The organism is Bradyrhizobium sp. 61 (assembly GCF_023073075.1).
In the GTDB taxonomy this organism is placed as follows: Bacteria; Pseudomonadota; Alphaproteobacteria; order Rhizobiales; family Xanthobacteraceae; genus Bradyrhizobium; species Bradyrhizobium barranii.
This window is the reverse complement of record NZ_JADPIU010000050.1, coordinates 1-26035: the sequence shown is the minus strand read 5'-3', so window position 1 is coordinate 26035 and position 26035 is coordinate 1. Positions and strand designations below refer to the sequence as shown.

Below are 26035 nucleotides of genomic sequence, written 5' to 3'. Positions count from 1 at the left end.
TCTCAGCGATTGGAAGGCCGTTTGCGGCTGAAGAGAAGATAGAGCGCGCGAGGGTTGGTGGTCAAATAGCGCCAGAGCAGGCGGCGCGGCTCGAGCCATGTGCGCCAGGCCCATTCGAGTCCGATCTTCTGCATCCATTGCGGCGCGCGGGACCGGCTGCCCGATAAAAAGTTGAACAAGCCGCCGGATGTCTTGATAACGCCAACATTGGTCAGCAGCGGCGTGTATTGCTCGACGAATGCCTGCTCGTTGGGCACGCCGAGCGCGACCCAGAGATAATCCGGGGCGAGCGCGTTGATCTCCTCGACTTTCGCGCGCAGGGCGTCGCCGCGCAGATAGCCGTGGCTGTACCCGACGATCTTGAGGTTTGGATACAGCTGCCGGACATTCGCGACCGCCGCGGCGTTCTCTTCCTCGCTGGCACCGAACATGTAGAAAGTGCGGCCGACGGCTTCGGCCTTGCGCGCGACCACGTGGAACAAATCGGTGGTGGCGACGCGCTCCGGCAGCGGAAACCAGGATTGCAGCTTTGACGCCGCGACCAGCGGCTGGCCATCGGCGTTGATGAGGTCGGCGCCGCGGAACAGGCGTTCGGTCTCCGGTTCGGTCGAGCAGCGCGCCAGCACCTCGCCATTGGCCGAGGTCAGGTGCAGCGGACGGCCGATGCGATTGTCGGGATCGGTCGCCTCGATCATGAAATCGGCAGTTGCTTCCAGGTCGAGCGCGGCCATGCGAAGGCCGCCGATAGTGATCCGCGGCACGTCGGCGGTTGCGGCCCGGCCGTCCAGATTGACGCGGCGCTCAAGCATATTGTCTGCCTCGCTGGCGCGCTTGAGTTGCGGGGGTGAGCTCGTCGAGCACGACGCCGACGAGCTTGCGCTCGGCGCGGCCGAGCGTGTTCAGGATTTCTTCCAGGCCGTCGTTGATGTCGAGGCTGGTCGGCAGCACCGCCACCAGCGCGTCGGTGTCGTCGAGCAGCTTGCGGCTGGCCGCACCAAGCGGCGTCACGGGGCCGTCGAGGATCACGAGATCGTAGCCGCCGGCGGCGCGCGCCTGCTCGATGGCCTTGCGGATGGCCTCAGTCGCTTTGCCGGCATCGCCGTCGGCGGCCGGCAGCACCGAGATGCCGTTGACCGTCTTGATCTCGCGCGAGGCCTTGCTGCCGATCGAGAGCCAGCCGAGCCGGCTCGGCTCGCTCTTGCCGGGGCGGCTCACCTTGTTGGAGAGCGAGTGTGCCTGATGATCGGCATCGATCATCAGCACGCGGGCGCCGTCGCGCGCGGCCGCGAGTGCGAAATTCAGCGCGGTCACGCTGCGCCCGGTGGTCTCCCCCGCGCCGACCAGCGCGATGACCGGCATGGCCTTGCCGCCGGCACGCCGGGCCACAGCAGTGCGCATGTCGCGCCAGGCGTTGAGCAGCGTCGTCAGCGGAAACCCGGGGCGGAGCGTCGGCCAGCCCAGCCGGGTCAGATCGACGCCGCCGCCGGTGGCGAGGATGGCGCCGAGCGTGTGAATGACGTCGGCCTCCTGGAGGCGCGCGATCAGCGGCTTTCCGATCAGCGTGTTTTCGTCCATCTCAGGCTGCAGCGATGGCGCGGCCAGTTCCGGTAGAGATTGCGCAACCTCCGGAGCTCGCGGAGCCGGCTGCGGCTGGGCTACCTCCGGTGTCCGCGACACCTCTGGCGCTCGCGGAGCCCGCTGTGCCGGCGTGCGCTCACGACGGGCCGGTGTGGGCGCTGCCGGCGCGGTCGCACCGGCGGACAGCAGCTCGGCCGCGACGAACCAGCTTGCGGCAGCGAGCGCGCCGAAGATGAAGCCGATCATGGCGAACATGCTCATCGCCGGCGGGAACGAACGCCGCTGCGGCACGGTGGCTTCGCCGATGACGCGGGCCGCCGAGGTGTTCAGGGTCTCCTGCTCCTCGGTCTCGCGCGAGCGCTTGAGGAAGGACTGATAGACGTCGCGGCTGGCATCGGCCTCGCGTTCGAGCTCGCGCAGACGCACGGCGGCCTGGCTGAGCTGAACGCTCTGCCGCTTCTGCGCTTCCAGGGCCCGGTTGAGCGAGGCTTCAAAATCGCGGGCGCGCGTCAGATCGTTCTTGGCGGACTGCGCGAAGCGATCGATCTCTTCGTTGATGGTGCGCTTGAGATCCTCGACCTGCTTCTCGGTCTGGCGCAGCGCCGGATGCCGCGGGCCGAGCTCGCCGGCCTGCTCCGCATATTTCTTGCGCGCGTCGGCATATTGCGCGCGCAGGTTCGCGATGGTCGGCGATTGTAGCGCTTCCGAATTCGCGCCGGCATCGGCAGCGGTGCGCCGGCTCGCCTCGATCTGGTCGAGCCGCGCCTGTGCGTCCATCGTCGCCGCGCGGGCCGCGGAAAGCCGCTGGTTGCTGGCGGAGAGCTGCTGGTCGCTGATCAGCGCGTCCTGGGTGCCGACGAAATTGTTCTGGGCCTTGTAGGTGGCGAGCGCGGTCTCGGCACTGCGCAGCCGCTCGCGCAACTCCTTGAGGCGGCCGGAGAGATCGTTGGTGGCGCGTCGCGCGGCCGAAGCCTGCGAGTTGCGGGATTCGGCGAGGTAGGCATTTGTCAGCGTGTTGGCGAGCATCGCCGCTTTCGCCGGATCGGTCGACCAGACCTCGATGTCGACGATGAAGCTCTTCTCGGTCTTGCGGACCGTGATGTGCCTGTTCAGCGCGTCGAGTGCCGCGAGCTGCACTTCCTTCGTCTCCGCGGCGGAGGGCGCGCGGGGCTGGAGGCCGATCAGGCCGAGCAGCGACGACATCAGGCTCCTGGCATCACCGCCGCCGCCGAATTCGGGATCCTTGTCCAGATTGGCCTGCTGGATCACCTGGAGCAGCACGCTGTTCGAGGTAATCAGGCGCGCCTGGCTCTCCACCACCATGGCCATGCCGGAGACGTCCTGCGCGCGCGGCGTGAGCTCGCGATCGACGAGCTGAAGCTCGCGCGGGTCGACATAGAGCTGGGCGGTGGCGGTGTAGCGGGGCGTCACGCTCTTGCCCGCGGTGACGGCAAGCGTCGCGCCGAGGAGCGCGGCAGCGGCAATCGCGATCTTTCGCCGCCAGAGCAGATTGACGAGGTCCAGCACGTTGAAGCCGGCTTGAGACCTCTGCTGCGGGGCCTCCGGTCCGGCCCGATCTATCGGCTGGTTGTAGTCAAGCATAGTCCCCAGCTTTCATTCCAACGACCGCGGGCTGAGGGGTTACTCTTCGCTTTACGCCACGCACCCGGGATATAGGCGCCCAATCAACGCAACAGGGAAAATTAACCATACTCATTGAGGGACTATTCACCGAAATGGCAAACAAAGCGTTTAAGCGCATGCCACTCTTCGACGCGTCGCGATGACGCCGAGGTCCCCAAGGGATTAACGGTTCGTTACCGCGCGCAGCGATGCCGCAAGGCGTCACTCGTCCTGCGATGGACCGCGCGCGTGCCATGATTGTCAGCGCTTCCGCAGAATGACGTGGTAATCACCGCGGCGAACGTCGATCCCGCCCGGCAGCACGGCGTTCATCACGGCGGCGGCGGCATCGACCAGAGCGGCGAACAGCGGCTTGCGCCGGCGCATCTCGGGATAGCGCGGACTCTCGACCTCGCGGCGGTAGATCATCTCGAGGCCGTTGGATGCGGCGAATGCTTCGAGCCGCGGCAGCGTCACCAGCGGATGGAAGAAGGTCGGGAACGGCGGCTCGCCGGGCAGGCCGGCATCCTTGATGCCGCGGATATTCCGGTAGAACCAGACGTGAAACCAGTGCGGCGAATATTTGGTGACGACGCCCGACAGCGAGCGCGGATTGGGTGCGCCGATCAGGATCATTCCGCCGGGCTTGAGTGCGTCGCGGAAATTCAGGAGCGCGGCATCGACATGGGGCAGATGCTCGATCACGTTGTAGCAGATCACCAGATCGAAGGTTTCGCGTCCAAAGCTGTAAGTCTGCACGTCGCCTAGGATCGCCTCGTCCGCGTAAGTGTTGTTGCGGACCTGATCCTCGTCGATATCGACGACGGTGACCCTGCTGCGGTTGAGCAGCTCCGGTGGCAGGACGCTGCACGAGCCGCCGCCGGCCTCGTAGGTGGCGAGCTGGCCCTGCGGTAGTTCGCGGCGCAGCATGTCGTGGACGGCGAGCAGGCTGTTGCGGGCTTCGCCGGGGACCAGATCGTGCAGCGCCTGGGTGCGTGCACCGGCCGCTGGGATTTGGATCGCCGTGGCTGTCGCGAAATCGATCGAGGCTGGCTTGTTCATTTTTTCTGACCGCGCTTGTTCGACTCAAATTTACAGGAAAAATCTCGCATGCCCGAAGAGCAAATCCGGTGCCGCGCCGCTTCACCGGTCGCGGTGCTTACGGTCGGGTTAATGCGGGCAGGCGTTAACTACGGCATTGTCCATGTTGGGCTGTTGTCCGCGTGATGGACTGCGAATTGCACTATCACGTATGCAGGAATTTGCAGGAGAAACGCGCAAAAGCGGTTAAGCGTATGGAGGGCGGGAAATCGGCGGCGTAGCGCCGTCGCGAGCCTCGGGCCCGCCGTTCATTTTGGGACTGATCTGTCCCGCGTCGATGTTCCGTCGCAGGACAGCGCCGATTCCTGCGCTATTGACGCAGGGCTTTTTCAATACATCTCGGACATTTTGGATGCCATGACGCTGATCCCGACAGACCTTTCCGCCAGCCGGATCTTGGATGCCGTTCGCGATCCCAACCGGGAGATCGCGGCGAGCTCCCGCGTCATCGACCTGTCGGTCGGCATCGTCGTCTGTATTCCCTGCTTCCGTCGCCCGCACCATCTGCGGCTGACACTGGACTCGCTCGTGAGCCAGCGCACGCCGCGCTCCTTCGCGGTGGTCATGGTCGAGAACGACGCGGCGGGGCGCGAAAGCGCGCCGGTTGCCGCGGAGTATCTGGCCGACGGCCGGCTCCAGGGCGTTTGCCTGGTCGAGAAGCGGCAGGGCAATTGCCAGGCGATCAACGCCGCCTTCGAGACGGCGCAGGCGCTGTTTCCCGCCGCGACCCGCTTCCTGATGATCGACGACGACGAGATCGCTTCGCCCGACTGGCTCGAGCTGATGGTTCGCGCCGCGGAGGCGACCGGCGCCGACGTGGTCGGCGGGCCGGTGCTGCCGGTCTTCGACGACGACAGCAAGCCCTGGCTGGCACGTCATCCCGCCTTCTGCCCCGCCTATGACTACAGTGGCGCGGTGCCGCTGATCTATGGCTGTGGCAACTGCCTGATCACGCGTGCGGCGTTCGAGCGGTTCGATCGTCCCGCCTTCGACCTGCGCTTCAATTTCCTCGGCGGCGGCGACTGCGATTTCTTCGTGCGGTGCCGCGACGCCGGCATGATCTTCCACTGGACGGCAGAGGCGGTCATCACCGAGACCGTGCCGCAAAGCCGCACCAGCCTCGGCTGGCTCGCCAAGCGCGGCCTGCGTATTGGCGCTATCAATTATCGCGTGCAGTACAAGGCCGCACCAAGCGCGGGCGCGCGGGCGCGAGTGTTCGCGCAGATGCTCGGACGGCTGCCGCTGTCGCTGGTGCGTTCCGCTCGTCTGCTCGCGACATCGAAGGTCGTCGTCGCCATGCATCCCGCGCTGGTCGCGCTTGGCTCCATGCTCGCAGCGTTCGGCTTCGCACCGAAGCCGTATGAAGCCTCGAAAATCGTGTCGTGACGCGGGTTAGATGCCCAAACGGGCGAGGGCGACCCTGACCGCGGCGCGGGGTAGCGATTTGAGCGAGCGCCGGCCGACCATCCCGAGATAGGCGAGGGCGTCGCGATATCTGCCGAAGCGGACCGCCTGCATCGCCGAGTAGGTCACAAGATGGATCTCGGCGGCCAGCCGCAGCCCGGCTGCCGTGCCCTCGGGCAGTCTCGCCAGGATCAGCCCATCGTCGAACACCCGCGCGATCGCAGGGAAGAAGTCCTTCGGCGTCCGCACGGCCGCATTCATGGTGTTGGCGGTGTGCAGGCGATAGTCCAGCAGGAGCCTTGGTGCGAACTCGAACTCGCCGATAGCGGCGAGGCGGCACCAGCAATGCCAGTCCTCGCAATATCTGAGGGACGTGTCGAAGCCGCCGATGGCGCGGAAGGCCTCCGCTCGTGCGAGCGCGATGCCGCCATTGACGATGAAATTGCCCGCCGCGAGTCGCGCCAGCACGTCGCCGGACGGCTTGCGGCGTCCCTTCAGCAGGCCCCGCCGGCCGATCTGCCGTCCCTCGCTGTCGATCGTGTTGTAGTCGCCGTAGACGAGAACCGCGCGCGGAGCATTGCGGGCCGCCGCCAGCAGCGCCGCGACCGCACCGGGGCGCAGGCGGTCGTCGGCATCGAGGAAGAGCAGCCATTCGCCGCTCGCATATCGTGCGCCGAGATTGCGCGCGGCGGATACGCCGGCGGAGTCGTTGGTCATCAGGCGCAACCGCGGGTCACGAATGGCGCGGACGATGGCCGTGGTGGCGTCGCTCGAGCCGTCATCGACGACGATCACTTCGGTGATCTCGCCTTGCGCCAGTGCGCTGGCGAGGGTTTCGCCGATATAGGCTGCAACGTTCTTGGCGGGAATGACGACGGACACCGATGTGGTTGAGCCGGCCGGCAGCGGGAGACGCGGCGCCGGAACGACGCGCGAGGTAGCCGGCAAATCGAGAACATCTTCGGCGGTGATCAGAGCCACGGCTCGCCTTTAAAGGTCTGTTAACCAGGGCGCATCTGCCGACTGGCATTGCGATCAATCGCTACATTGGCCCGGCGCGAATGATACTCGCATTACGGCCAAATCGTTGTCGCGAAGGCCTGCGTGCCGCTGGTTTCGTAGATTAGCGTTAAGCCGCGGGCATTAAGCCTGTCGCAAATTTGGAAGAGTGCGACAGCCGGTCCCATGCGAGAATGCGGACCTGTTTGCCGCGGATGGATCTAGTGCCCGCAAAGACGTTCGAACACGACCCCGATGCCATGGTCCTCAACCTCTTCTACGAGGACAAGGATGATCGCTGGTTTCCCGGCGACCGGCATCTGCGGCGCATGGCGCGCCGGATGCTGCTCGGCGAGCCGCGCATGAGCGGGCAGCTTCGCGTGTTCCTCAATCTCTGCGCAGGGCTCGACCGGCTCGGCATCCGCTACCGCGTCAACGACTACGGCTACATCGCGCAACATCCCGACGAGCTTGCCTGCATCATTGGCCGCACCTTCCTGCTCGACAAGTTCGCGTGGAAGAATCCGATCCTGCTCGGCGTCGCCGCCCACAATCATCCGCTGGACGATCCTGATCTGTTCAAGCGGCTGCCGGTGAAGAAGGTCGTGGTGCCCGGCCCTTGGTACGTCGACATGTACCGGCCGTACTGGCCCGACACGGAGGCTTGGCCGATCGGCATCGACACGGATCTCTGGGCACCGTCGGCGCCGTCGCAAAAGACCGTCGACGTCCTGATCTACGACAAGGTCCATTGGGACCGCGAGCGCTATGCGCCGGAGCTGATCGAGCCCGTTCGCGCCCGCCTCCTCAAGGAGGGCCGCTCGTTCACGGAATTGCGCTACGGCAGCTACAAGGAAGAAGACTATCAGGCCGCGCTGGCGCGCTCGCGCGCGATGATCTTCCTGTGCCAGAACGAAAGCCAGGGCATCGCCTATCAGCAGGCTCTGTCCTGCGGCGTGCCGGTGTTCGCATGGGATCCCGGCGGCCCGTGGCGCGACCCGGATTATTATCCGCACCGCGTCCAGTTCGCGCCGGTGTCGTCGGTGCCGTATTGGGATGACCGCTGCGGCGCCAAGTTCATCGACATCGCGGGGTTCGAGGCGGGCTGGGACAGTTTCTGGGCCGGCTGCACCGCTGATGCGTTCGATCCGCGCGGCTTCGTGCTTGACAATCTCACGCTGGAGCAGCGGGCGCTGCAATATTACGAGATCGCGCGCAGCATCGTGCGCCCGCAGGCGGCAACGCAGGCCTCGGGCCTATTGGTTGACGGATGCTTAACAAGGATGGGCTAGACCCAAAGCTTTCCCGGCTTCACCACCTGCCTTGAGCCATGGATCGAAGCATGGATCGCAGCGCCGCTGACATGACCGACGTCGAGACCCGAACGCTGGGTCGCGTCCTGCACGATGGGCTCGCGGGGCTGAATGCCGCGCAGGCGGCGCGCTGCCTCGTCGCGGTTGCGGCGCTGCTGCTGGTGCTGATCACGCTCGATCCGTTTCCCGACCTTCGCAACGAGGATGTGACCACGGTCGTCGGCGGGCGCATGGCGCTCACCTATATCTCCTGGGGTCTGCTGGCGGCGGTCGCGATGTTGTTCGTCGCCGGCACCGATGCGCCAGCGCTGAAGAGCCTGGTGACGCCGCTGCATCTTTGCCTGGTCGGCTGGCTGTTGATCAACATCGTCTTCTCCGAGAGTCGCGGCGTTTCGATCCAGCGCTTCGTGCTGGCGGTCAGCGTGACGTCGCTCGCCGTGCTGTTGCCATTGCTGCCGCCGACACAGCGGACTTTCAACCTGTGCCTTGGCGGCGCCGCGCTCGTGCTGCTGGTGTTGTGCTATCTCGGCGTCTTCCTCGCGCCGCAATATTCGATGCACACCGCGCTCGACCTCACTGAGCCGCAGCTTGCCGGCGACTGGCGCGGCAGCTTCGGCCACAAGAACATCGCTTCGCCGGTGATGACCATCCTGGTCTATGTCGGCATTTATCTCTGCGGCGTCGGGTCGTTCGTGATGGGACCGGCGATCGCCGCGCTGGCCGGCATCTTCCTGATCTTCACCGGCGGCAAGACGTCGACGGTGCTGTGCCTTGCGATCTACGGGCTCGCCTCGCTGGTCTATGTCACGCCAGGCCTGTGGCTGAAGCGGCTCATCTGCTTCGTGCCGCTGATCGTGATGAACCTGCTGACGGTCGGCAGCGTCTTGAGCCCGGCGCTCGGGACGCTGACGCGGCTGCTTCCGCTCGATCCCACCTTCACCGGCCGTTCCGCCATCTGGGAGTTTGCGCTCGCGGCCGTCGCCGAGAAGCCGATCATCGGTCACGGCTATGCGGCCTTCTGGGACGACGTGACCGCGCGGCAGACCGCTCAGGGATCCGAATGGGCGACGTCCGCCGCGCACAGCCACAACAGCTATCTCGACCTCGCGGTCACCATCGGCTTGCCGGGGCTGTTGCTGGTGATCCTCGTCTTCGTGCTCGCACCGCTCGGCAATTTCCAGTCAGCCCAGGCTCACAACCGTAGTCGCGCGCTGGCAAAACTGTTCCTCACCATATGGCTGTTTGGCCTGTATTACGGCGCCACCGAGACCTTCCTGCTCGAACGGCAGAATCCGATCTGGTTCATGTTCGCGCTTGCAGTGGCTGGCCTGCATTTCCTCGCCAGGTTCCAATGCGTTGAACAGACGGAACCGGAGCGCTGACAGCTTGTCGCAGCCGAAGCGATAGTGATGTTGGCTTAACGATAAGCCGTTACGTCACTTGTGGTCTGCGACAAACATAATCTATCTGGAAACATTCAGTAATCGCATGTCCCGCGGATGACGTTTCTCAGCGTCGAGCAATCAGATGGTCTTGTGTCCAGCACGTCGGGAATCGCTGTCGATTTCGTGCGTGACTGGCGGCAGGCCGCATCGCGCCTGAGCGCGGGGCATCGCACCGCATTCCAGCACGGTTACTGGCTCGGCGCATGGTACGAGGCGTTTCACGACTTTGCGCCGCTGATCGCATTGATCTCCGATGCCGCGACCGGCAAGGACATCGCGGTGGTGCCGATGATCAGCCACATCAGGCGCGGCATCCGCATCGTCGAATTCGCCGACCTCGGCGTCTCCGACAACAACGCGCCGATCCTGGCGCTCGATGCCGGGTTGGACGCTGCGGGGACGGATGCGATCGGCAGGGCGCTGGTCGATGCGGTGCGCGCCTTGCCCGACCGCTTCGATCTGCTGCGGCTGAAGAAGATGCCGGCCCATGTCGGTGGCAAGCCGAACCCGCTGGTGTCGCTCGGACGGATCGGATCTTGCTCGCTCAACGGCAACCTCGTGCTGTCGGGCGACGACTATGAAGCCTATCGGGCCTCGATCAAGCGCATGCAGATGCCGCGCTGCTGGCGGGTCTTCAGCCGTCATGCCGGCGCGCGGTTCGAGATCGCCACGGATGTCGCGCGTGCGCGCGAGCTGCTGGACGTGATGGATGTCCAGCAGCAGGCCCGCATGCGAAAGCTCGGCTCGCGCTTCGTCCTCAACGACGACGTTCATGCCCGATTCTATCGCGAGGTCGCCCGCCAGGGTATCGCGGAAGGCTATGCCGTCATCTCGGCGCTGGTCTGCGACGAGGCCGTCGTCGCCACCACGTTCGGTGTCAGGTTTGGTGCGAGCTATTTCCTCCTGCGCATCAGCCACGCCGGCGATTCATGGTCGAACTGCTCGCCGGGGCTGCTCGTCACAGAGCGTACCATGGCGGCGCTGCATGCAGAGGGCGTGCGCCGTTTCGATCTCAGCATCGGCAACCAGGACTACAAGCGCCGCTTCGGCGCCGCGAAGGTCGCATTGACCGATGTCAGCATCGCACTGTCCTGGCGCGGCGCTCCCTATGCATGGCGCGACCATGCCGCGCAGAACCTGCGTCGCTATCCCAGGCTCGCCGCCGTCGCCAGCCGGGCGATACGCAAGATGCGGTGACGGAGGCCGTCCGTACCTGCGTCATCTCGAAAGGCCGGCACTGAAGGCGTCCAGCAGCGCGCGACCCTGCGGCCAGTCGCCGAGCCCGCTCGACGCATTGATGTGGCCAAGGGCGCCCAGCACGATCAGACCGGACTTCCAGGCACGCGCCCGCTGCTGCGTCTTATCGAGCCTGCCAAACGGATCGTCGGTGCTGGCGATGATGAGCGAGGGGAAGCGCAGCGTGCGGTCCGGCACCGGCTTGAACGCAGCCGCCTCCGCGGGAAAATTGGCGCCATCGGGATCGGGCACCGCGACCAGAAAAGCACCCGCGATCGTGGATGGGAAGCGCGTGGCCCAGTGCGCCACCAGCAGGCAAGCGAGGCTGTGCGCGACCAGCACGGGCGGCTTCGCGCAGCGCCCGACCGCCTGATCCAGGGATTGCTCCCAATCGGCGAGCTCCGGCCGGTCCCAGCTCGCCGGCTGAAACCGCGTGAAACGTGTATCGTTGCGCTCCCAGAGTGTCTGCCAATGAGTCTCTGCGGAGCCGCCGAGGCCGGGCAAGGTGATGATGTCGTGCATGATCGTCCCGTGATATCTGAGATGCACGTGCAGTGTGGCCGGTCTTGGTGCTGCGTCACATGGCAAGTCATCGGCGAAAGAGATCATCTGCCGATGATCTCAAGGTGGAATGGAGAATTGTCTTGGATCGCTTCGGAAGCATTGACACCAAGGATCTGAAGATCCTGGAGGCATTGCAGGCCAATGCGCGCGTGCCGCTGTCCGAGCTCGGCCGTTCCGTCGGGCTGTCTCAGCCGGCCATCTCCGAGCGCGTGAAGCGGCTCGAGGAAGCCGGGATTATCGAAGGCTACGGCGCCCGCATCAATCCGCGCGCGCTAGGGCTCGGCCTGATGGCGCTGGTCCGCCTGCGCACCTCGCATGAGCACATCAAGACCTGCCTCAAACGGTTCAGCGAGATTCCGCACATCGTCGAAGTCCATCGCGTGACCGGCGATGATTGCTTCGTGCTCAAGGTGCTGGTTCCGGCGCCGGAAGATCTGGAGACGATCGTGGATCGTATCGCCGGCTTCGGCGCTGTGACGACCTCGCTCGTGCTGCGGAGCGAGCCGGCGCGACCGATCGGTAAAGACCTCATCAGGAAGAAGACCGAACGCGGTTGAGGCGTGGCCCGCGCGATCGACACGTCACCGGGCTGTCACAAAGCCTTCGATTGCGCCGAGCTTCGATGATCGCGCGCGTTGTGCTATCGTCGTCTCCGCTTTCCGGAGGCGACATGGAAGATCGTTCGGCGAAATATCGCGCATTCTATGCACAGTTGATCTGCGCCGCAGCCAAGACGACGGATCCCCGTATCGAGCAGGCCTTTCGCACGGTCAGGCGCGAACCCTTCGTCGGACCCGGACCATGGTCGATCTCCGTCGGTGGCCATCCCTACGTCGTGACGCCCGACGACGACCCCGCCTTCCTCTATCAGAACACGCTTCTGGCGCTGGACCCGGCGCGCGGCCTCAATATCGGGATGCCGGGCGCGCACGCCTATTGGCTCAGCGGCTGTGGCGTGAAGGAAGGCGAGACGGTGATCCAGATCGGCGCCGGCAGCGGCTACTACACGGCCATTCTCGCCGAGCTCACGGGACCTTCGGGCCGTGTCCATGCCTATGAGATCGACGAAGGCCTGGCGGCGCTCGCGCGCGAAAATCTGAAGCACATCCGGCATGTCGAGCTGGAAGATCGCTCGGGCATCGCGTCCGATTTACCGGGAGCGGATGTGATCTATGTCTGTGCGGGTGCGGCGCAGCCGGCCACGGAATGGCTCGATGCGCTGCGGCCCGGCGGCCGGCTGGTGTTTCCGTTGGCGCCGGAGGGCGTGCTCGGTGGCATGTTGATGATCACGCGCCCGGACGAGGGCGCGGTCTGGCCGGCGAAATTCCTGAGTCGAGCCCAGTTCATCGGCTGCGCGGGACTGCAGGACGCGGATGCCGGCCGGCGATTGGCCGAGGCGTTCGCGAAAGGATGGGAGAGCGTGCAGTCGCTGCGCAGAGGCGGCGCTCCGGACGAGACATGCTGGTTTGCCGGTGAGGGCTGGTGGCTTTCGACGGCTGCGGCACCCGTTCCGACGGATTCAATCAAGCCCCACGCCGACCTCACGCAGGCGTGACGGATCGCTCGCGCCTTACGATTTCGCGCACCCGGCGCAATGCAGCCGGCCGCGCGAGGCGCGGAACAGGCTGCGGCAATACCAGCGCCGCGCCAATGCTTGCGCAGGCTTGCGGATCATCTGCGCGATCAACAAGAGTTCGAAAGCCATTCGTATCGCTTTTGGTCAAATATCCCGACCACGTAGATGGGGCGGCATTCCCGAATGAGAATGCCGCCCCCGTCGCATCAGCCATGCAGTCGTTCGTACGTAAAGTCTAACTGCGCTCAGCCATGAAGTTCAGCCATGAAGTTTCTTGGCGGTCTCCGCGATCTGGCGGCCCTGGTAGCGTGCGCCGGCGAGCTCGTTGGCGCTGGGCTGGCGGCTGCCGTCGCCGCCGGTGATCGTGGTGGCGCCGTAGGGGGCGCCGCCGGTGACCTCGTCGAGCTTCATCTGGCCGGCAAAGCCATAGTTCAGACCGACCACGACCATGCCGAAATGCAGCAAATTGGTGATGATCGAGAACAGCGTCGTCTCCTGGCCGCCATGCTGGGTCGCGCTCGCGGTGAAGGCGCCGCCGACCTTGCCGTGCAGAGCGCCCTTGGCCCAGAGTCCGCCGGCCTGGTCCAAAAAGTTCGCCATCTGCGAGGCCATGCGGCCGAAACGGGTGCCGGTGCCGACGATGATTGCGTCGTAATTGACGAGGTCCTCAATCTTGGCGACGGGTGCTGCCTGATCGACCTTGTAATAGGACGCCTTGGCGACTTCGGCCGGCACCAGCTCGGGCACGCGCTTGATGTCGACGGTGGCGCCGGCCTCGCGCGCGCCTTCGGCAACAGCGTTGGCCATCGCTTCGATGTGGCCATAGGCGGAATAATAGAGGACGAGAACTTTGGTCATGGTGGTCTCCGTTGGGATCGATGTTGACTGTTTGTGGGGGACGTCATGCTCGGGCAGAAGCGCGAAGCGCGTCTTCGCGCTAGATGTCCCGGGCATCCACGATCTTGCTTGCTGGTGGAGGGGCGTGGATGGCCGGGACAAGCCCGGCCATGACGGATAGCGCTTAAGCCGCGTCGACGAGCACGAGCTCGGAATCTTCCAGAGCCGTGATCTTCAGCCTGTCCTCGTCGCGGATCGCGGCGCCGTCGCGGGCATTGACGCGCACGCCGTTGATTTCGACCGCGCCTGCCGCCGGCACGAGATAAAGGTGGCGCGACTTCTGAGCTGAATACTCAGCCGTTTCGCCGGCCTTCAGTGTGGTCGCCAGCACCCGTGCATTGGCGCGGATCGGCAAGGCGTCCTTGTCGTTCTCGTCGCCGCTGGCGATGGTGACGAGCTTGCCGGAACGATCCGCCTTCGGAAACGGCTTCGAGCCCCAGGTCGGCTGGCCGCCACGCGCGGTCGGTTCGATCCAGATCTGGAAGATCCGGGTCTTGGTCGGCTCCAGATTGTATTCGGAGTGGCGGACGCCGCTGCCGGCGCTCATCACCTGCACGTCGCCCGCTTCGGTGCGGCCCTCGTTGCCGAGGCTGTCCTGATGGGTGATCGCGCCCTCGCGCACATAGGTGATGATTTCCATGTTGGCGTGAGGATGGGCGGGAAAGCCGGTGTTCGGCGCGATCTCGTCGTCGTTCCACACCCGCAGGGCGCCGTGGCCCATGTTGTTCGGGTCGTAGTGGCTGGCGAAGGAGAAATGGTGCTTGGCCTTGAGCCAGCCGTGATCGGCGCCGCCGAGCTTTGCGAAAGGTCTGAGTTCGATCATTTGCGTAATTCCTTTGTGTGATCCTTTGGGTTGAACGGCTGCCGCCTTGATCAGGCGCCGAACCCGCCGTCGACGTTGAGCACCGTGCCGGTGACGAAGGAGGCTTCCGGGCTTGCGAGGAACACGACGCCGGCGGCGACTTCCTCGGGGCGGCCGAAGCGCTGCAGCGCGTGCTGCTTGCGCTGCGTCTCGGCGAACTCGCCGCCGTCCTTCGGGTTCATGTCGGTGTCGATCGAGCCGGGCTGCACCACGTTCACGGTGATGCCGCGCGGGCCGAGGTCGCGTGCCGCGCCCTTGGTGTAGCCGACGACGGCTGCCTTGGTGGCGACGTAGTCGGCAAGCCCCGGGAACGAGGCGCGGTCGGCGAGCATGGAGCCGACGGTGACGATGCGGCCGCCTTCGCCCATCAATTGCGAGGCAGCGCGGATCGCCGCGATAACGCCGTGTACGTTGATGGAATCCTGCCGCTCGAGCGCGGCCGTGTCAGCCTTCGCATCGTCGATCGCGCCGCCGGCGGCAACGCCGGCATTGTTGACGAGGATGTCGAGATGGCCGAATTCCCTGGCGACGTCATTGACGAGCTGCGTCACGTCCTTGGCCGAGGCCTGATCGGCCTTGAAAGCGCGGGCCTTGACGCCGCGGGCCTTCAGTTCGGTGACGACCGCTTCGGCCTTTTCGGGCGAGGCGACATAGCTGATGGCGACATCCGCGCCTTCATCGGCGAGAGCGCGGGCCGAGGCCGCGCCGATGCCGCGCGAGCCGCCGGTGACGAGGGCAACCTTGCCTGAGAGCTTCTTGTTCATTGGATTTCTCCATTCCTGAATGTCTGGTGACTCTTGGATAAGCCTCCGTCTGTGGTATAGAAATAGAAACTGTTGAAACGCATTGTTTCCCAGAATACCCCAATTGGACCGGCGCACATGGCAAAACTCCCCGATTTCGAGGCGCTCGCGATTTTCGCAAAAGTCGTGGAATTACGGTCGTTTGCAGGGGCCGCGAGCGAGCTCGCGATGTCCAAGGCAACGGTGTCCAAGGCGGTCACGCGGCTGGAGGAACGACTCGGTGCCCGGCTGTTCAACCGCACCTCGCGGCGGCTGGCGCTGACCGATGCCGGGCACAAGCTCGCCGAACGCGCCACGCGTCTGCTCGTCGACGGCGAGGCGGCCGAGAACGAGGCGCTGGCGCAATCGGTGGCGCCGCGCGGCCTGGTCCGGCTCGCTGTGCCCATGACGTTCGGGATCAAGGCGGTGGCGCCGTTGCTGCCGGAGTTCTTCGAAACCTATCCGGAGGTCTCGGTCGATCTGCATCTGAGCGATGCGACGATCGATCTGATCGGCGAGGGTTTTGACATGGCGGTGCGGATCGCGCGGCTGCCGGACTCTTCGCTGATCGCACGGCGGCTCTTCACCATGCCGCGCTTCACGGTGGCCGCGCCGTCCTACCTCAAGAAACATGGCCGGCCGACGCATCCGATGCATCTCGCCGAACACAAATGCTTCAGCTACGCCTATCTCTCCACGCCCAATGTCTGGAACTACACCAATTCGGCAGGCGAGCAGGCCAGCGTCCGTCCGGGCGGACAGCTTCGCGTCAACAACGGTGAAGCGGTGATGCCGGCGCTGATCGCCGGCCTCGGCATCGCCGAGCTGCCCGAGTTCATCGTCGGCGAGGCGATTTCGTCCGGCGAAGTCGAGGTGATCCTGAAAGACTGGAAGCAGGCCGAAGGCGCCGTGCATCTGGTGACGCCACCCGGCGGCCCGCGCCCCGCACGCGTGGAAGCGCTCGGCGATTTTCTCGCGGCGAAACTGCCGGGCACCTGCAAGCGGCGGCCGAAGAAAGGTGTCAACAAAGCGGGGTAGATCCCTTGGTGGGCACGGCGCGTTGCGGCTTTGCCCACCCTACGTGATCTCGCTAGTCTATCCTGCAAACGGCTATCGTAGGGTGGGCAAAGCGAAGCGTGCCCACGCCTTTGCCTGATGGGATCGCAGATGTCTCGATATCGGCGCGCACAGGGCAGCACATTCTTCTTTACGGTCGTGCTCGCCGATCGTTCAAGCACTCTGCTGGTGGATCACGTTGATCGCCTGAGGCGAATTTACCAGACTGTCCAGCAGCGCCGTCCGTTCGAGACGGTCGCAATCTGTATCCTGCCCGACCATCTCCATGCCATTTGGTCGCTTCCAGACCGCGACGTCGATTTTTCGTCGCGGTGGAATCTGATCAAGGGCGGCTTTTCGCGAGGGTTAGAACCGCAAGAGCGCTCCGCGAGTAAGCTGCTCAAGCGCGAGAAGGGCATTTGGCAGCGCCGCTACTGGGAGCACGCGATTCGAGACGACGCGGACTTGGAGCGCCACGTCGATTACATCCACTTCAATCCAGTGAAGCATGGCCTCGTCACGCGTGCGCGCGATTGGTCCCTCAGCAGCTTCCATCGCTACGTCGACCAAGGCACTCTCCCCGTGGATTGGGGAGGGGATATGCGGCATATCGCGGGGCAGTTCGGAGAATGATGGTGGGCACGGCGCGCGAAGAGCGCGCCTTTGCCCACCCTACGAGATCTCGCTCGTCGATCCTCCGCACAACTATCGTAGGGTGGGCAAAGCGAAGCGTGCCCACCATTTCAGATTACGACTTCCGATCACGACACCTTCACGCCGTTGATCGCGACAATGCGCAAGGCAGGCTTCAGCGTCCCTTCCAGCTGCGTCTTCAATTCGTGCACGCGTGGGTCCGTCGAGCGTGCCGCGCAGGCGGCGTATTGATGGACCGATTGCGCCAAGGCGCGCCGCGCTTCCGGCGTTCGCGTCAATTCGGGCTTTGAAAGCTGCATGACGATCGCTGCGAGATTCACCAGCATCTCGTCCAGGGCGACGTCGATGGTCGCAAGATTCCGCATCACTCACTCCCTCAAGAGGGCAACAGCGGGTTCACGGATGCGTTCCGGGCCGGGCCGAACATGGTCAATACTTCGTAAACGCCTTGTTCTGGCCGCTCGGCGCGTTAGGCTGCCAGCGAAACAAAGAAAATCGGGGGCGAGGGGACTATGATGGATCGACGCGATCTCTTGCGCGCGGCTGCGGCACTGCCGTTGTTGCGGGCTGCTTTACCTGACAAGGCCTTCGCGCAAGCCTATCCGGTGCGCAACATCACCATGATCGTGCCGTTTCCGGCGGGCGGTCAGGCCGATCTTGCCGCGCGTCCGGTCGCGATGGCGCTGGAGCGGATCCTCGGCAAGCCCGTCATCGTCGACAACCGCGCCGGTGGCGGCGGCGGATCGGTCGGCAATGCCGCGGCGGCGCGTGCAGAGCCCGACGGCTACACGCTGCTGATGACGCTGTCCTCGCTCGCCGTGCTCCCCGAGGCCGACCGTCTGTTCGACCGACCCGTCGCCTACGAGGTCTCGCAGTTCATGCCGATCGCGCGCGTGCTGGCCGATCCGACGCTGCTCGCTGTGCCGGCCTCGGCGCCGTGGAAGACGGCGCAGGATTTCGTCGAGGATGCGAAGAAACGGCCGGGCCAGATCACTTACGGCTCGTCCGGTCCTTACGGGACGCTGCATGTCGCGATGGAGATGTTCGCGAGCAGCGCCGACATCAAATTGCTGCATGTTCCGTTCCGCGGCGCGGGCCCGGCGCTGACCGCGCTGCTCAGCGGCACCGTGCAGGCGATAGCAGCCGCGCCCGGCACCCTGAAGCCGCAGGTCGACGACGGCAAGCTGCGCGTGCTCGGCAATTGCGGCGCACAGCGCATCGCGAGCTTCCCCGACGTTCCGACCTTTCAGGAGCTCGGCTACAAGGACGTCGAGATGTACATCTGGGCCGGGCTCTTTGCACAGAGCGCTCTTCCTGCGCCGGTCGCGAGCCGCCTGCGCGAAGCGATGGCGAAGGTGATGACGAGTCCGGATGTGCTCAGGAGCTTCGAGGCCTCGGGCAGTCTGGCCGCCTATCAGGACGCGCCGGCATTCTCGCAATTCGTGGCGACGGACAGCTCACGGCTGATCGCGGCGGTGAAGAAGATCGGCCGGGTGGAATAGGTTCCCGTCGCACTTTCACATTTTTTTGTTGGTTCAGAACCTGACCGCGTCTCATTGATTGAAGACAAATCAAGGAAAGCGAGAAGGATCGGGACATGCGAACAGAGCGAATTGCGCTGGGTCTGGCGCTTGCAGTCAGCGGCATCGTCGCGCAGGGCGCGGCATCAGCCCAGGACTATCGCGGCACAATGGAACAGCAGATGGCGTGCACGCCGGATGTCTGGCGCCTGTGCAGCGACCAGATTCCGGATACGAACCGCATTGTGGCCTGCCTGCAGCAGAACACGCCGCAGCTTTCGAGCGCATGCCGGGCGGTGTTCCAGTCGAACAACCAGGCCCAGCCGCAGCAGCCGGTCCCGCGCGGCCGGTCTGTGCCGCCGCCGCGCTACAACAATGCGCCGCCGCCTGTCGCCGCGCCACCACGTCCCTATGATGATGACAACGACTAGAGCATGATCCGGAAAAGTGTGATGCGATTTTCCGAAGAGGTCATGCTCAAGTCATAACCTGAAGCGACCGTCTCACTCCCGACTCGTTTGGCGCTCCCGCTTGCTGTTCGGCTCGGGTCGCTGCCGGAGCGCTGTCCGTAAGAGGGCGCCGAAGAGCAATGCTGCGACTGGCCAATGGAACCAGATCTTGTGCATGCCGGTGAAAACGTTGATCAGAATCAGAAAGCCCGAAACCGTGAGGGCCACTGCGACCGGGCGGGGCAGCTTCGCCAGCCAATCCGAGACGAAGCCCATCCAGGTGGATGGCTCGTGCCTGCTATCAATCCATCGCGCGCCAGTTTCCGAATCTGCAACTGCCCGCCCCTGGGAAGGGAGGCTTTCGTCAACCGGGAAGCTCCGTCGCCCAGCGCTTTGGCGGCTCATGGCCACGCGATAGCTGGTCATGGGAGCAACGTTCTTCATTGGTCGCTGGCCGAGACAGTCGAAGCCAACGGACAATTTGTTGTGCACCTGATCGTAGACGGAGCTTGAGATCACAACGCCGCCGGGTTCGGCGAGCTCTTGCAGCCGCGACGCGATATTGACTCCGTCGCCGTAGATGTCGGACCCGTCCACCATCACATCGCCGAGGTTAATGCCGATGCGAAACCGCATCGGGTTCGCGTGAGGTGGGTCCGAATCCTGGTTGGAAATTTCCTGCTGAATTTCGACCGCGCATTGCACGGCCTCGACGACGCTGGCGAACTCGGCGATCACAGCATCGCCCCAGGTATTCACGATCCGGCCGTCATGGCGCTCCACCAGTCCCGCAAAGGCAGTGCGGTAGCGGCGCAGCGTCTCCAACGTTCCGGTCTCGTCTGCTTCCATGAGGCGGGAATAGCCCTGCACGTCAGCGCACAGGACGGTGGTCAATCGTCGTTTCACCTTGTCGTCGGTCATGGTCCATATGCTAGCCTTCCTGACCGGCAATTGCATCAGGCATCGCATCTGGCCCCATCGCGGCTCAACGACCGGTTGTCCAGTCCCGAAATCGTCATAACCGTGCAACGAATTGCGGCCAGCCAGGTGCCAAAACCGACCTGAGGCCGTCCTCCGCGCCACGATTCATGCGTACAGCCGGAGCCGCCTTAAGGCCTGTGCTCGCAGACATCGACCCATTCGGCCGCGGTGAGCTCCGCCATCCGCTCGGGCGCGATGCGCACGGCGCTGTGGGTCGACCCTGCGGCCGGGACCACTACGTCGAACGCCTTCAGCGACACGTCGCAATAGATTGGCAGCGGCGACTTCAGTCCGAACGGGCAGACGCCGCCGACCTCGTGGCCGGTGATCTCGGCGACCTCTTCCAGCCCCAGCATCTTCGGCTTGCCGCCGAACGCAGCCTTGACCTTCTTGTTGTCCATGCGCGAGGTGCCGGCGGCAACGATCAGGATCACACGCTCGCCGATGCGCAACGACAGGGTCTTGGCGATCCGGCCGGGCTCGACGCCATAGGCTTCGGCGGCCAGCGGCACCGTGGCCGAGCTGATCGGGGATTCGATGACGGAGATGTCGGGGGCTTTCTCGGCGAAGAAGGCGCGAACGGATTGAAGGCTCATTCCAAACAGCTCATTCCAGACTCATGGGCGGGCGGCGATGCTTAGGCGATCGTTGGCAGTTCCGAGAGCGCGCGGACACGATGATCCGGCGCGAACCCAAGCTCGTCCATCTGGGTCCGGATCGCCTTATACATCGTCAGCGGTGCCACGAGTTCGTTCTCGACGCAAGCCAGCGCCATCGCCTCGGGTGTGACGCGTTCGATCCAGGCGACGTTCAGCCCGAACGACTTTGCGCCGGCGACGTCCCAGGGGTTGGACGAGACGAACAGAACCTCATCCGGCCTGGTGCCGAACACCTCGCCGATCAGCGTGTAGGCCTCTGGAGATGGCTTGAAGACCTTCTTCGCATCCACGCTGATGGTGGCATCGAGCAGACGGTCGAGCCCGGAATTGCGCACGAGCGCATTCAGCATGTCCGGACTGCCATTCGAGAGGATGGCGAGTTTTCGCGGCTTCAGCGCCGCAAGCGTGGCGGCTGCATCGGGGTAGAGATCGAGATCCAGATATTTCTCGATCACCCGCTCGAACGCTTCGCCTTTGTAGGCGAGCCCGAGCAGGCGCAGCGTATAGGCGAGCGAGTCGCGCGTGACGGTCGCAAAATCCTGGTAGCGCCGCATCAGCGAGCGCAACCAGGTGTATTCGAGCTGCTTGATCCGCCAGATTTGCGTGATGATCTCGCCATAGCCCGGAAAAGCATCCTCGGTGATCTCTGCGACCGACTGGATGTCGTACAGCGTTCCGTAAGCGTCGAAGACGACGGCCTTGATGCTCATGGCTCGCTCCTTTGGGACTTTGCGGTGGCGCACGGACAATACCGAAACGGCCCGGTACTCGACAAGGTCGGAACCTTCTTCAAACAATCGTCACCCCGTCGACCTCGCGCAGCAGATTGACACTGCCGCCGGCAGGCGTTTAATTCAGGGTACGGGGATTTGCGATCTCCCCGCGAGGCGACATGCCCAAGTATCGCGTCCTGGTCACCAAGGACGCCGCATGTCTTCTTTCATCTCGATCTCATCAGAGAAATTGTCCCGTCAATTGGTGCCGCCAGCGCGCCGACCCTCGTCGATGTCCGTATCGACAAGGACCGCGCGGTCTATTTGCGCACTCGACAAGACGGCGAGCACCAAGAGCTAGCGAGCACACGGGCAAGTCGGGGACGACGATGACGTGGAGGACTCCATGACGACGAATACCGACCGCCGAGACTTCATCAGGGGCGTGGGGGCCGCCGCGGCATCGACCGCAATACTCGCGGGGACGCAAGCCCTTGCGCAAGCCAATCAGCCAACAGGAGCCAGGCCAATGACATACCAGCCCAAGCCGATGCCGTTCGATCCGAAATCCATTGCCGGCATCTCGGAGAAGGTGCTCGTCAGCCACTACGAGAACAACTATGTCGGTGCCGTAAAGCGACTCAACGCAATCGGAACGCAACTCGCCGAGCTCGACTTCGCGAAAGCTCCGAACTTCGTCATCAACGGCCTGAAGCGCGAGGAACTCGTCGCGTCAAACTCGATGATCCTCCACGAAATCTATTTCGACGGGCTCGGCGGTGCCGGCAAGCCGAGCACACCACTTGCCGACGCGATCGCGCGCGATTTCGGCAGCATGGAGCGGTGGCGCGCGGAGTTCTCCGCCATGGGCAAGGCCGAAGGCGGCGGCTCCGGCTGGGTGATTCTTTCCTACTCGCCGCGCGACAAGCGGCTGGTCAATCAGTGGGCCGCCGACCACACGACGACGCTGGCCGGCGGACGCCCAGTACTGGTGCTCGACATGTATGAGCACGCCTATCACATGGATTATGGCGCCGCGGCCGCGAAATATGTCGACATCTATATGGAAGCGATCAAATGGGACAACGCTGCAACACTGTACGATCAATACAGGCGGGAAGCTTAGACGTCGTGCAAAAAACGAGCGTAGCGCTCTTGGGGGCGGCGTTGTTCCTATTGTTGGTGGAAGGAAACGCGATGGCAGAAACTGTAAATTTTGACAACGCAGCAACCGGCGCAGCGCCCGAAGGCTGGACGCTGACGATGACGGGTCGTGGCCTGCCCAAATGGACGGTCGAGGTGGAGTCGACGGCGCCAAGCAAGCCGAACGTCCTGAAACAATCCGGTCAGGCGACGTTTCCATTGGCGCTCAGGAACGGCACCAGCATCCTAGACGGGTTCGTCGAGGTCAAGTTCAAGGCGATCGCAGGCTCCGAGGATCGCGCGGCCGGTATTGTCTGGCGCGCAAAGGATGCCGACAATTACTATGTCGTGCGGGCCAACGCGCTTGAAGACAATGTTGTGCTCTACAAGACGATCAAGGGCGTTCGCAGCGCGCTCGATATTGTCGGCCGGAAAGGCGGCTATGGCGTCAAGGTATCGGTGCCGTCAGGTCAATGGCATTCCCTACGTTGCGAATTCGCGGGAAAGCTATTCAAGGTGACGTATGACGGCAAGCCAATGTTCGAGGTCGAGGACGAATCGATCAGGGACGCCGGCATGATCGGCTTGTGGACCAAGGCCGACAGTGTCACCGTATTCGACGACCTGACATACGGTGCGCTGAACTAGGTTAACATCGGCGTCGACCCGCTCACGTCGGAGAAACCATGCTCGCTCGAACCCTGCTTGCGGCCACCGTCCTGTTGATGCTCGCGCACCCGGCAACGGCGCAGGAGCCGCTCGCGACCTACAAATCCCTGAGTCCCGAGCTGGCGCTTGATCTGGCCCGGGCATCGCTTGGCGATTGCCGATCACGCGGGTACCAGGTCGCCGTCGCGGTCGTCGATCGCTTCGGGGGGACACAGGTGATCCTTCGTGACAGGTTCGCAGGTGCTCACACCGTTTCAACGGCCTCGGGCAAGGCGTGGACCGCAGCAACATTCCGTACCAGCACCACCGAACTGAATGCCGTCAGCCAACCTGGCATGATGCAGGCCGGTATCCGCAATCTCCCCGGCACGGTCATTATAGGTGGCGGATTGATTGTCGAAGCGGGCGGTTCGCTGGTCGGAGCCGTCGGTGTGTCTGGGGCGCCCGGCGGTGATGCTGACGAAGCCTGCGCCAGGGCCGGAATCGACGCCATACGCGACAAGCTGGAGTTCTAGGGCCGCCTTGCCCGCCTCAGCGAGGCCTTGAGCGCCTGAGCGTGAGGGCTTCGGCAACCGGTCGAAGCCCTCAATGCGCCGTGGCGATGAGTACGCGGCTAGATCCCCAGCAGCCTGCGCGCGTTGGCCTTCAGCACCTTCGGCCGGATCTCGTCGCGGATCTCGATCTTGGCGAAGTCCGACAGCCAGCGGTCCGGCGTGATCACCGGCCAGTCCGAGCCGAACAGCATCTTGTCCTGAAGGATCGAGTTGATATAGCGCACCAGGATCGGCGGGAAATACTTTGGCGACCAGCCCGAGAGGTCGATGTAGACGTTCGGCTTGTGAGTCGCGACCGACAGCGCTTCCTCCTGCCAGGGGAAGGAGGGGTGGGCGAGGATGATCTTGAGGTCGGGGAAGTCAGCCGCGACGTCGTCCATGTACATCGGGTTGGAATATTTCAGCCGCATGCCCATCCCGCCGGGCATGCCCGAGCCGACACCGGTCTGGCCGGTGTGGAACAGCGCGATCGCGCCGCCATTGTTGATCTCTTCGTAGAGCGGATAGGCCATGCGGTCGTTGGCGTAAAAGCCCTGCATGGTCGGATGGAATTTGAAGCCGCGGACGCCGTATTCCTCGATCAGCTTGCGCGCCTCGCGCACGCCGAGCTTGCCCTTGTGCGGGTCGATCGAGACGAAGGGGATGAGGACGTCGAGATGGTCGGAGGCGATCTCCAGCATCTCCTCATTTTTGTAGCGGCGGAAGCCGGTCTCGCGCTCGGCATCGACCGGAAAGATCACCGCGGCGATATTCTTGGAGCGGTAGTAGGCCGCGGTCTCCGGCACGGTCGGCGGATGCTTGTGCGGCGACTTGAAATAGTCCGCCATCTGCGCCTGGAAATCGTCATAGCCGTCGTCGGGATGGGTGCCGCAGGGCTCCTCGGCGTGGGTGTGGATGTCGATGGCGACGACATCGTCGATGTTGGGCAGCTTCAGCTTCGGCATTGGTTTCCTCCCGACGGGTTGACGAATTGATTATATGATATAACGAATTTGGCAAGGCACGTCGTCGAAGCGAAGCCCCAAGTCGACAAATGCGTAGATCGGGCCGATCCGGCCGTTTCTACTTGCTTTCTACTTTGCATGGGGTTGTTTTCCAGAATTTGCTGGTTCGGAACCGGGCAGTTAACATTGACATCCGGTCCTCCCATGCCTTAAGAACCGCCCCGTCCCGGGCGGTCGGTCCGCCAGCGGGAAAGATCTCATTTTGCCACATTCGCGCGTGCCGAAACGGTAGTGCCGAACACGGCCTTTCGAACGTTCAGGATTCTGCCATGAAGGTCCGTAACTCGTTGAAGTCGCTGCGCGGTCGCCATCGCGCCAACCGCCTGGTCCGCCGCAAGGGCCGGGTCTATGTGATCAATAAGGTGCAGCGCCGCTTCAAGGCTCGCCAGGGCTGATATTGCCCTCGCGGTCGCCTCGCGCGCGCCCCGCAAGACCACGGCTCACACGAGTTTGACGCCGCCTTTGCTTTGCAAGGGCGGCTTTGCGCGTTTAGACTTTGCGCATGGCAGTGAGATTCCTGGCAGTGAGCTTCCCTTTCGCGCGCACCCTGTGTCTGGCCCTTGTGCTGGGCGCCACTGGCCTTACGCCAGCCCTGGCGCAGAAAGAGCTGCCTGCCCCTCCCGGCAAGGAACAGAAGAAGCTGCCGGAGGCGCCGGCCAAGCTGCCCAAGGTCGACCGCAGCAAGAATCTCGATTTCCTGTTCGGCGCGCTGAAGGCCGCGCCCGACGAGGCCAGCGCCAAGCATGTCGAGGCGCGGATCTGGGCGATCTGGATCCAGACCCCGAGCGACACCGCATCGCTGTTGATGGCACGGGCCAAGACCGCGGTCGACGCGCAGAAGATCGACATCGCGATCAAGCTGCTGGATTCGGTGATCAAGCTCAGGCCCGACTACATCGAGGCCTGGAACCGGCGCGCCACGCTCTACTACATGCAGAATGACTACGGCCGCTCGCTTGCCGACATCCGCGAGGTGCTGATCCGGGAGCCTCGCCATTTCGGCGCGCTCGCAGGCCTCGGCATGATCATGCAGGAGGTCGGTGACGAGAAACGTGCGCTCGAGGCCTACCGCAAGGCGCTGGCCGTCAATCCGCACCTCGAGAAGATCCCCGAGCAGGTCAAGGCGCTGACCGAGAAGGTCGAAGGCCGCGACATCTAGGAGCCTGTCCGAGTAGTCCCTGTTCAATTGGTCGGGAGTCTGATTCTATTTGCGTCCATGAGCAAGTATTTTCGGCCCTGGAAGATTGATCAGC

Annotated in this window: 29 protein-coding genes; 15 read left to right on the top strand and 14 right to left on the bottom strand. The window is 64.1% G+C overall.

Annotated features, from left to right (window positions below):
* Positions 1-2: 2 nt before the first annotated feature.
* From IVB46_RS14185 to IVB46_RS14175, 3 genes are all read right to left on the bottom strand, one after another.
* Positions 3-809: a WecB/TagA/CpsF family glycosyltransferase gene (locus tag IVB46_RS14185; protein ID WP_247315603.1), complete on the bottom strand. Its 807-nt coding sequence runs from the start codon at positions 807-809 to the stop codon at positions 3-5.
* Positions 802-3180: an exopolysaccharide transport family protein gene (locus IVB46_RS14180; RefSeq protein WP_247342999.1), complete on the bottom strand. Its 2379-nt coding sequence runs from the start codon at positions 3178-3180 to the stop codon at positions 802-804. Before IVB46_RS14180 ends, IVB46_RS14185 begins: the two co-directional genes overlap by 8 nt.
* A 282-nt stretch (positions 3181-3462) precedes the next feature.
* Entirely contained in the window at positions 3463-4263 is an 801-nt protein-coding gene (locus IVB46_RS14175) for a class I SAM-dependent methyltransferase (protein WP_247315599.1), read from the bottom strand.
* A 396-nt stretch (positions 4264-4659) separates the two neighbouring features.
* On the opposite strand from IVB46_RS14175, the gene IVB46_RS14170 reads away from it, so the two are divergent.
* A complete protein-coding gene (locus tag IVB46_RS14170; protein WP_247342995.1) occupies positions 4660-5688 on the top strand; it encodes a glycosyltransferase family 2 protein in 1029 nt (342 codons plus the stop codon).
* Positions 5689-5694: 6 nt separating this feature from the next.
* Here IVB46_RS14170 and IVB46_RS14165 read toward each other — a convergent pair whose 3' ends face one another.
* Positions 5695-6681, bottom strand: a complete 987-nt coding sequence (locus IVB46_RS14165; protein WP_247315894.1) for a glycosyltransferase — start codon at positions 6679-6681, stop codon at positions 5695-5697.
* Between the two features lie 248 nt (positions 6682-6929).
* Between IVB46_RS14165 and IVB46_RS14160 the strand changes: the two genes are divergently transcribed.
* The 3 genes from IVB46_RS14160 to IVB46_RS14150 all read left to right on the top strand — a co-directional run bounded on the left by IVB46_RS14160 (position 6930) and on the right by IVB46_RS14150 (position 10660).
* Positions 6930-7997, top strand: a complete 1068-nt coding sequence (locus tag IVB46_RS14160; protein WP_247315594.1) for a glycosyltransferase family 1 protein — start codon at positions 6930-6932, stop codon at positions 7995-7997.
* Positions 7998-8047: 50 nt separating this feature from the next.
* Positions 8048-9400 (top strand): O-antigen ligase, encoded by a 1353-nt coding sequence (locus IVB46_RS14155; RefSeq protein ID WP_247315591.1) that lies wholly within the window; start codon positions 8048-8050, stop codon positions 9398-9400.
* A 117-nt stretch (positions 9401-9517) separates the two neighbouring features.
* A complete protein-coding gene (locus IVB46_RS14150; RefSeq protein WP_247315588.1) occupies positions 9518-10660 on the top strand; it encodes a GNAT family N-acetyltransferase in 1143 nt (380 codons plus the stop codon).
* A 21-nt stretch (positions 10661-10681) separates the two neighbouring features.
* Here IVB46_RS14150 and IVB46_RS14145 read toward each other — a convergent pair whose 3' ends face one another.
* Positions 10682-11221, bottom strand: a complete 540-nt coding sequence (locus tag IVB46_RS14145; protein WP_247315586.1) for an alpha/beta fold hydrolase — start codon at positions 11219-11221, stop codon at positions 10682-10684.
* 122 nt (positions 11222-11343) lie between these two features.
* Here IVB46_RS14145 and IVB46_RS14140 point away from each other — a divergent pair, with 122 nt between their 5' ends.
* Both IVB46_RS14140 and IVB46_RS14135 read left to right on the top strand, forming a co-directional pair.
* Positions 11344-11820, top strand: coding sequence for an Lrp/AsnC family transcriptional regulator (locus IVB46_RS14140; RefSeq protein ID WP_014491880.1), 477 nt, complete (start codon positions 11344-11346; stop codon positions 11818-11820).
* Positions 11821-11933: 113 nt separating this feature from the next.
* Positions 11934-12818, top strand: a complete 885-nt coding sequence (locus IVB46_RS14135; protein WP_247315583.1) for a methyltransferase — start codon at positions 11934-11936, stop codon at positions 12816-12818.
* 15 nt (positions 12819-12833) lie between these two features.
* On the opposite strand, the gene IVB46_RS44890 is transcribed toward IVB46_RS14135, so the two are convergent.
* The 4 genes from IVB46_RS44890 to IVB46_RS14120 form a co-directional block, all read right to left on the bottom strand.
* Entirely contained in the window at positions 12834-12968 is a 135-nt protein-coding gene (locus IVB46_RS44890) for a hypothetical protein (RefSeq protein ID WP_256468604.1), read from the bottom strand.
* 129 nt (positions 12969-13097) lie between these two features.
* Positions 13098-13697, bottom strand: a complete 600-nt coding sequence (wrbA, locus tag IVB46_RS14130) for an NAD(P)H:quinone oxidoreductase (RefSeq protein ID WP_208084459.1) — start codon at positions 13695-13697, stop codon at positions 13098-13100.
* Positions 13698-13860: 163 nt separating this feature from the next.
* On the bottom strand, positions 13861-14559 hold the full coding sequence (locus tag IVB46_RS14125) for a pirin family protein (RefSeq protein ID WP_247315580.1): 699 nt from the start codon (positions 14557-14559) through the stop codon (positions 13861-13863).
* Between the two features lie 50 nt (positions 14560-14609).
* Positions 14610-15362, bottom strand: a complete 753-nt coding sequence (locus IVB46_RS14120) for an SDR family oxidoreductase (protein WP_247315577.1) — start codon at positions 15360-15362, stop codon at positions 14610-14612.
* A 117-nt stretch (positions 15363-15479) separates the two neighbouring features.
* Between IVB46_RS14120 and IVB46_RS14115 the strand changes: the two genes are divergently transcribed.
* Together IVB46_RS14115 and IVB46_RS14110 are read left to right on the top strand one after the other, a co-directional pair.
* Entirely contained in the window at positions 15480-16418 is a 939-nt protein-coding gene (locus IVB46_RS14115; protein WP_028147962.1) for a LysR family transcriptional regulator, read from the top strand.
* A gap of 129 nt (positions 16419-16547) precedes the next feature.
* Positions 16548-17069, top strand: coding sequence for a transposase (locus tag IVB46_RS14110; RefSeq protein ID WP_247315575.1), 522 nt, complete (start codon positions 16548-16550; stop codon positions 17067-17069).
* Between the two features lie 128 nt (positions 17070-17197).
* Here IVB46_RS14110 and IVB46_RS14105 read toward each other — a convergent pair whose 3' ends face one another.
* Complete coding sequence (locus IVB46_RS14105) at positions 17198-17455, bottom strand: hypothetical protein (RefSeq protein WP_247315573.1); 258 nt, start codon at positions 17453-17455, stop codon at positions 17198-17200.
* A 150-nt stretch (positions 17456-17605) separates the two neighbouring features.
* Here IVB46_RS14105 and IVB46_RS14100 point away from each other — a divergent pair, with 150 nt between their 5' ends.
* Together IVB46_RS14100 and IVB46_RS14095 are read left to right on the top strand one after the other, a co-directional pair.
* A complete protein-coding gene (locus IVB46_RS14100) occupies positions 17606-18592 on the top strand; it encodes a tripartite tricarboxylate transporter substrate binding protein (RefSeq protein ID WP_247315892.1) in 987 nt (328 codons plus the stop codon).
* Positions 18593-18687: 95 nt separating this feature from the next.
* Complete coding sequence (locus IVB46_RS14095; protein WP_063985643.1) at positions 18688-19041, top strand: cysteine rich repeat-containing protein; 354 nt, start codon at positions 18688-18690, stop codon at positions 19039-19041.
* Positions 19042-19113: 72 nt separating this feature from the next.
* Here IVB46_RS14095 and IVB46_RS14090 read toward each other — a convergent pair whose 3' ends face one another.
* The 3 genes from IVB46_RS14090 to IVB46_RS14080 all read right to left on the bottom strand — a co-directional run bounded on the left by IVB46_RS14090 (position 19114) and on the right by IVB46_RS14080 (position 21409).
* On the bottom strand, positions 19114-19980 hold the full coding sequence (locus IVB46_RS14090) for an adenylate/guanylate cyclase domain-containing protein (protein ID WP_247315571.1): 867 nt from the start codon (positions 19978-19980) through the stop codon (positions 19114-19116).
* Positions 19981-20168: 188 nt separating this feature from the next.
* Positions 20169-20636: a YbaK/EbsC family protein gene (locus tag IVB46_RS14085; protein ID WP_247315569.1), complete on the bottom strand. Its 468-nt coding sequence runs from the start codon at positions 20634-20636 to the stop codon at positions 20169-20171.
* Between the two features lie 41 nt (positions 20637-20677).
* The gene (locus IVB46_RS14080) at positions 20678-21409 is read right to left on the bottom strand and encodes a haloacid dehalogenase type II (RefSeq protein ID WP_247315568.1); all 732 of its coding nucleotides are present in this window, start codon (positions 21407-21409) and stop codon (positions 20678-20680) included.
* A 532-nt stretch (positions 21410-21941) separates the two neighbouring features.
* Between IVB46_RS14080 and IVB46_RS14075 the strand changes: the two genes are divergently transcribed.
* The 3 genes from IVB46_RS14075 to IVB46_RS14065 all read left to right on the top strand — a co-directional run bounded on the left by IVB46_RS14075 (position 21942) and on the right by IVB46_RS14065 (position 23739).
* Positions 21942-22538 (top strand): Fe-Mn family superoxide dismutase, encoded by a 597-nt coding sequence (locus tag IVB46_RS14075; RefSeq protein ID WP_028147969.1) that lies wholly within the window; start codon positions 21942-21944, stop codon positions 22536-22538.
* A gap of 71 nt (positions 22539-22609) precedes the next feature.
* Entirely contained in the window at positions 22610-23203 is a 594-nt protein-coding gene (locus IVB46_RS14070) for a hypothetical protein (protein ID WP_247315566.1), read from the top strand.
* 38 nt (positions 23204-23241) lie between these two features.
* Positions 23242-23739 carry a heme-binding protein gene (locus IVB46_RS14065; RefSeq protein WP_247315565.1) on the top strand — a complete coding sequence of 166 codons (498 nt, stop codon included), beginning with the start codon at positions 23242-23244 and terminating at the stop codon, positions 23737-23739.
* A gap of 98 nt (positions 23740-23837) precedes the next feature.
* Here the strand turns inward: IVB46_RS14065 and IVB46_RS14060 are convergent, their stop codons facing one another.
* A complete protein-coding gene (locus tag IVB46_RS14060) occupies positions 23838-24722 on the bottom strand; it encodes an amidohydrolase family protein (protein WP_028147972.1) in 885 nt (294 codons plus the stop codon).
* A gap of 329 nt (positions 24723-25051) precedes the next feature.
* Here IVB46_RS14060 and ykgO point away from each other — a divergent pair, with 329 nt between their 5' ends.
* Entirely contained in the window at positions 25052-25177 is a 126-nt protein-coding gene (ykgO, locus tag IVB46_RS14055) for a type B 50S ribosomal protein L36 (RefSeq protein ID WP_006611362.1), read from the top strand.
* Positions 25178-25284: 107 nt separating this feature from the next.
* Entirely contained in the window at positions 25285-25941 is a 657-nt protein-coding gene (locus tag IVB46_RS14050; RefSeq protein WP_094184308.1) for a tetratricopeptide repeat protein, read from the top strand.
* Positions 25942-26035 lie beyond the last annotated feature (94 nt).

What these genes read in the sequence shown, in the direction of transcription:
- IVB46_RS14185 (WP_247315603.1), bottom strand. Translation starts at nt 809, where the DNA reads ATGCTTGAGCGCCGCGTCAATCTGGACGGCCGGGCCGCAACCGCCGAC.
- IVB46_RS14180 (WP_247342999.1), bottom strand. Translation starts at nt 3,180, where the DNA reads ATGCTTGACTACAACCAGCCGATAGATCGGGCCGGACCGGAGGCCCCG.
- IVB46_RS14175 (WP_247315599.1), bottom strand. Translation starts at nt 4,263, where the DNA reads ATGAACAAGCCAGCCTCGATCGATTTCGCGACAGCCACGGCGATCCAA.
- IVB46_RS14170 (WP_247342995.1), top strand. Translation starts at nt 4,660, where the DNA reads ATGACGCTGATCCCGACAGACCTTTCCGCCAGCCGGATCTTGGATGCC.
- IVB46_RS14155 (WP_247315591.1), top strand. Translation starts at nt 8,048, where the DNA reads ATGGATCGCAGCGCCGCTGACATGACCGACGTCGAGACCCGAACGCTG.
- IVB46_RS14150 (WP_247315588.1), top strand. Translation starts at nt 9,518, where the DNA reads ATGACGTTTCTCAGCGTCGAGCAATCAGATGGTCTTGTGTCCAGCACG.
- IVB46_RS14145 (WP_247315586.1), bottom strand. Translation starts at nt 11,221, where the DNA reads ATGCACGACATCATCACCTTGCCCGGCCTCGGCGGCTCCGCAGAGACT.
- IVB46_RS14135 (WP_247315583.1), top strand. Translation starts at nt 11,934, where the DNA reads ATGGAAGATCGTTCGGCGAAATATCGCGCATTCTATGCACAGTTGATC.
- IVB46_RS44890 (WP_256468604.1), bottom strand. Translation starts at nt 12,968, where the DNA reads ATGGCTTTCGAACTCTTGTTGATCGCGCAGATGATCCGCAAGCCTGCG.
- wrbA (WP_208084459.1), bottom strand. Translation starts at nt 13,697, where the DNA reads ATGACCAAAGTTCTCGTCCTCTATTATTCCGCCTATGGCCACATCGAA.
- IVB46_RS14125 (WP_247315580.1), bottom strand. Translation starts at nt 14,559, where the DNA reads ATGATCGAACTCAGACCTTTCGCAAAGCTCGGCGGCGCCGATCACGGC.
- IVB46_RS14120 (WP_247315577.1), bottom strand. Translation starts at nt 15,362, where the DNA reads ATGAACAAGAAGCTCTCAGGCAAGGTTGCCCTCGTCACCGGCGGCTCG.
- IVB46_RS14115 (WP_028147962.1), top strand. Translation starts at nt 15,480, where the DNA reads ATGGCAAAACTCCCCGATTTCGAGGCGCTCGCGATTTTCGCAAAAGTC.
- IVB46_RS14110 (WP_247315575.1), top strand. Translation starts at nt 16,548, where the DNA reads ATGTCTCGATATCGGCGCGCACAGGGCAGCACATTCTTCTTTACGGTC.
- IVB46_RS14105 (WP_247315573.1), bottom strand. Translation starts at nt 17,455, where the DNA reads ATGCGGAATCTTGCGACCATCGACGTCGCCCTGGACGAGATGCTGGTG.
- IVB46_RS14100 (WP_247315892.1), top strand. Translation starts at nt 17,606, where the DNA reads ATGGATCGACGCGATCTCTTGCGCGCGGCTGCGGCACTGCCGTTGTTG.
- IVB46_RS14095 (WP_063985643.1), top strand. Translation starts at nt 18,688, where the DNA reads ATGCGAACAGAGCGAATTGCGCTGGGTCTGGCGCTTGCAGTCAGCGGC.
- IVB46_RS14090 (WP_247315571.1), bottom strand. Translation starts at nt 19,980, where the DNA reads ATGACCGACGACAAGGTGAAACGACGATTGACCACCGTCCTGTGCGCT.
- IVB46_RS14085 (WP_247315569.1), bottom strand. Translation starts at nt 20,636, where the DNA reads ATGAGCCTTCAATCCGTTCGCGCCTTCTTCGCCGAGAAAGCCCCCGAC.
- IVB46_RS14080 (WP_247315568.1), bottom strand. Translation starts at nt 21,409, where the DNA reads ATGAGCATCAAGGCCGTCGTCTTCGACGCTTACGGAACGCTGTACGAC.
- IVB46_RS14075 (WP_028147969.1), top strand. Translation starts at nt 21,942, where the DNA reads ATGACATACCAGCCCAAGCCGATGCCGTTCGATCCGAAATCCATTGCC.
- IVB46_RS14070 (WP_247315566.1), top strand. Translation starts at nt 22,610, where the DNA reads ATGGCAGAAACTGTAAATTTTGACAACGCAGCAACCGGCGCAGCGCCC.
- IVB46_RS14065 (WP_247315565.1), top strand. Translation starts at nt 23,242, where the DNA reads ATGCTCGCTCGAACCCTGCTTGCGGCCACCGTCCTGTTGATGCTCGCG.
- IVB46_RS14060 (WP_028147972.1), bottom strand. Translation starts at nt 24,722, where the DNA reads ATGCCGAAGCTGAAGCTGCCCAACATCGACGATGTCGTCGCCATCGAC.
- ykgO (WP_006611362.1), top strand. Translation starts at nt 25,052, where the DNA reads ATGAAGGTCCGTAACTCGTTGAAGTCGCTGCGCGGTCGCCATCGCGCC.
- IVB46_RS14050 (WP_094184308.1), top strand. Translation starts at nt 25,285, where the DNA reads ATGGCAGTGAGATTCCTGGCAGTGAGCTTCCCTTTCGCGCGCACCCTG.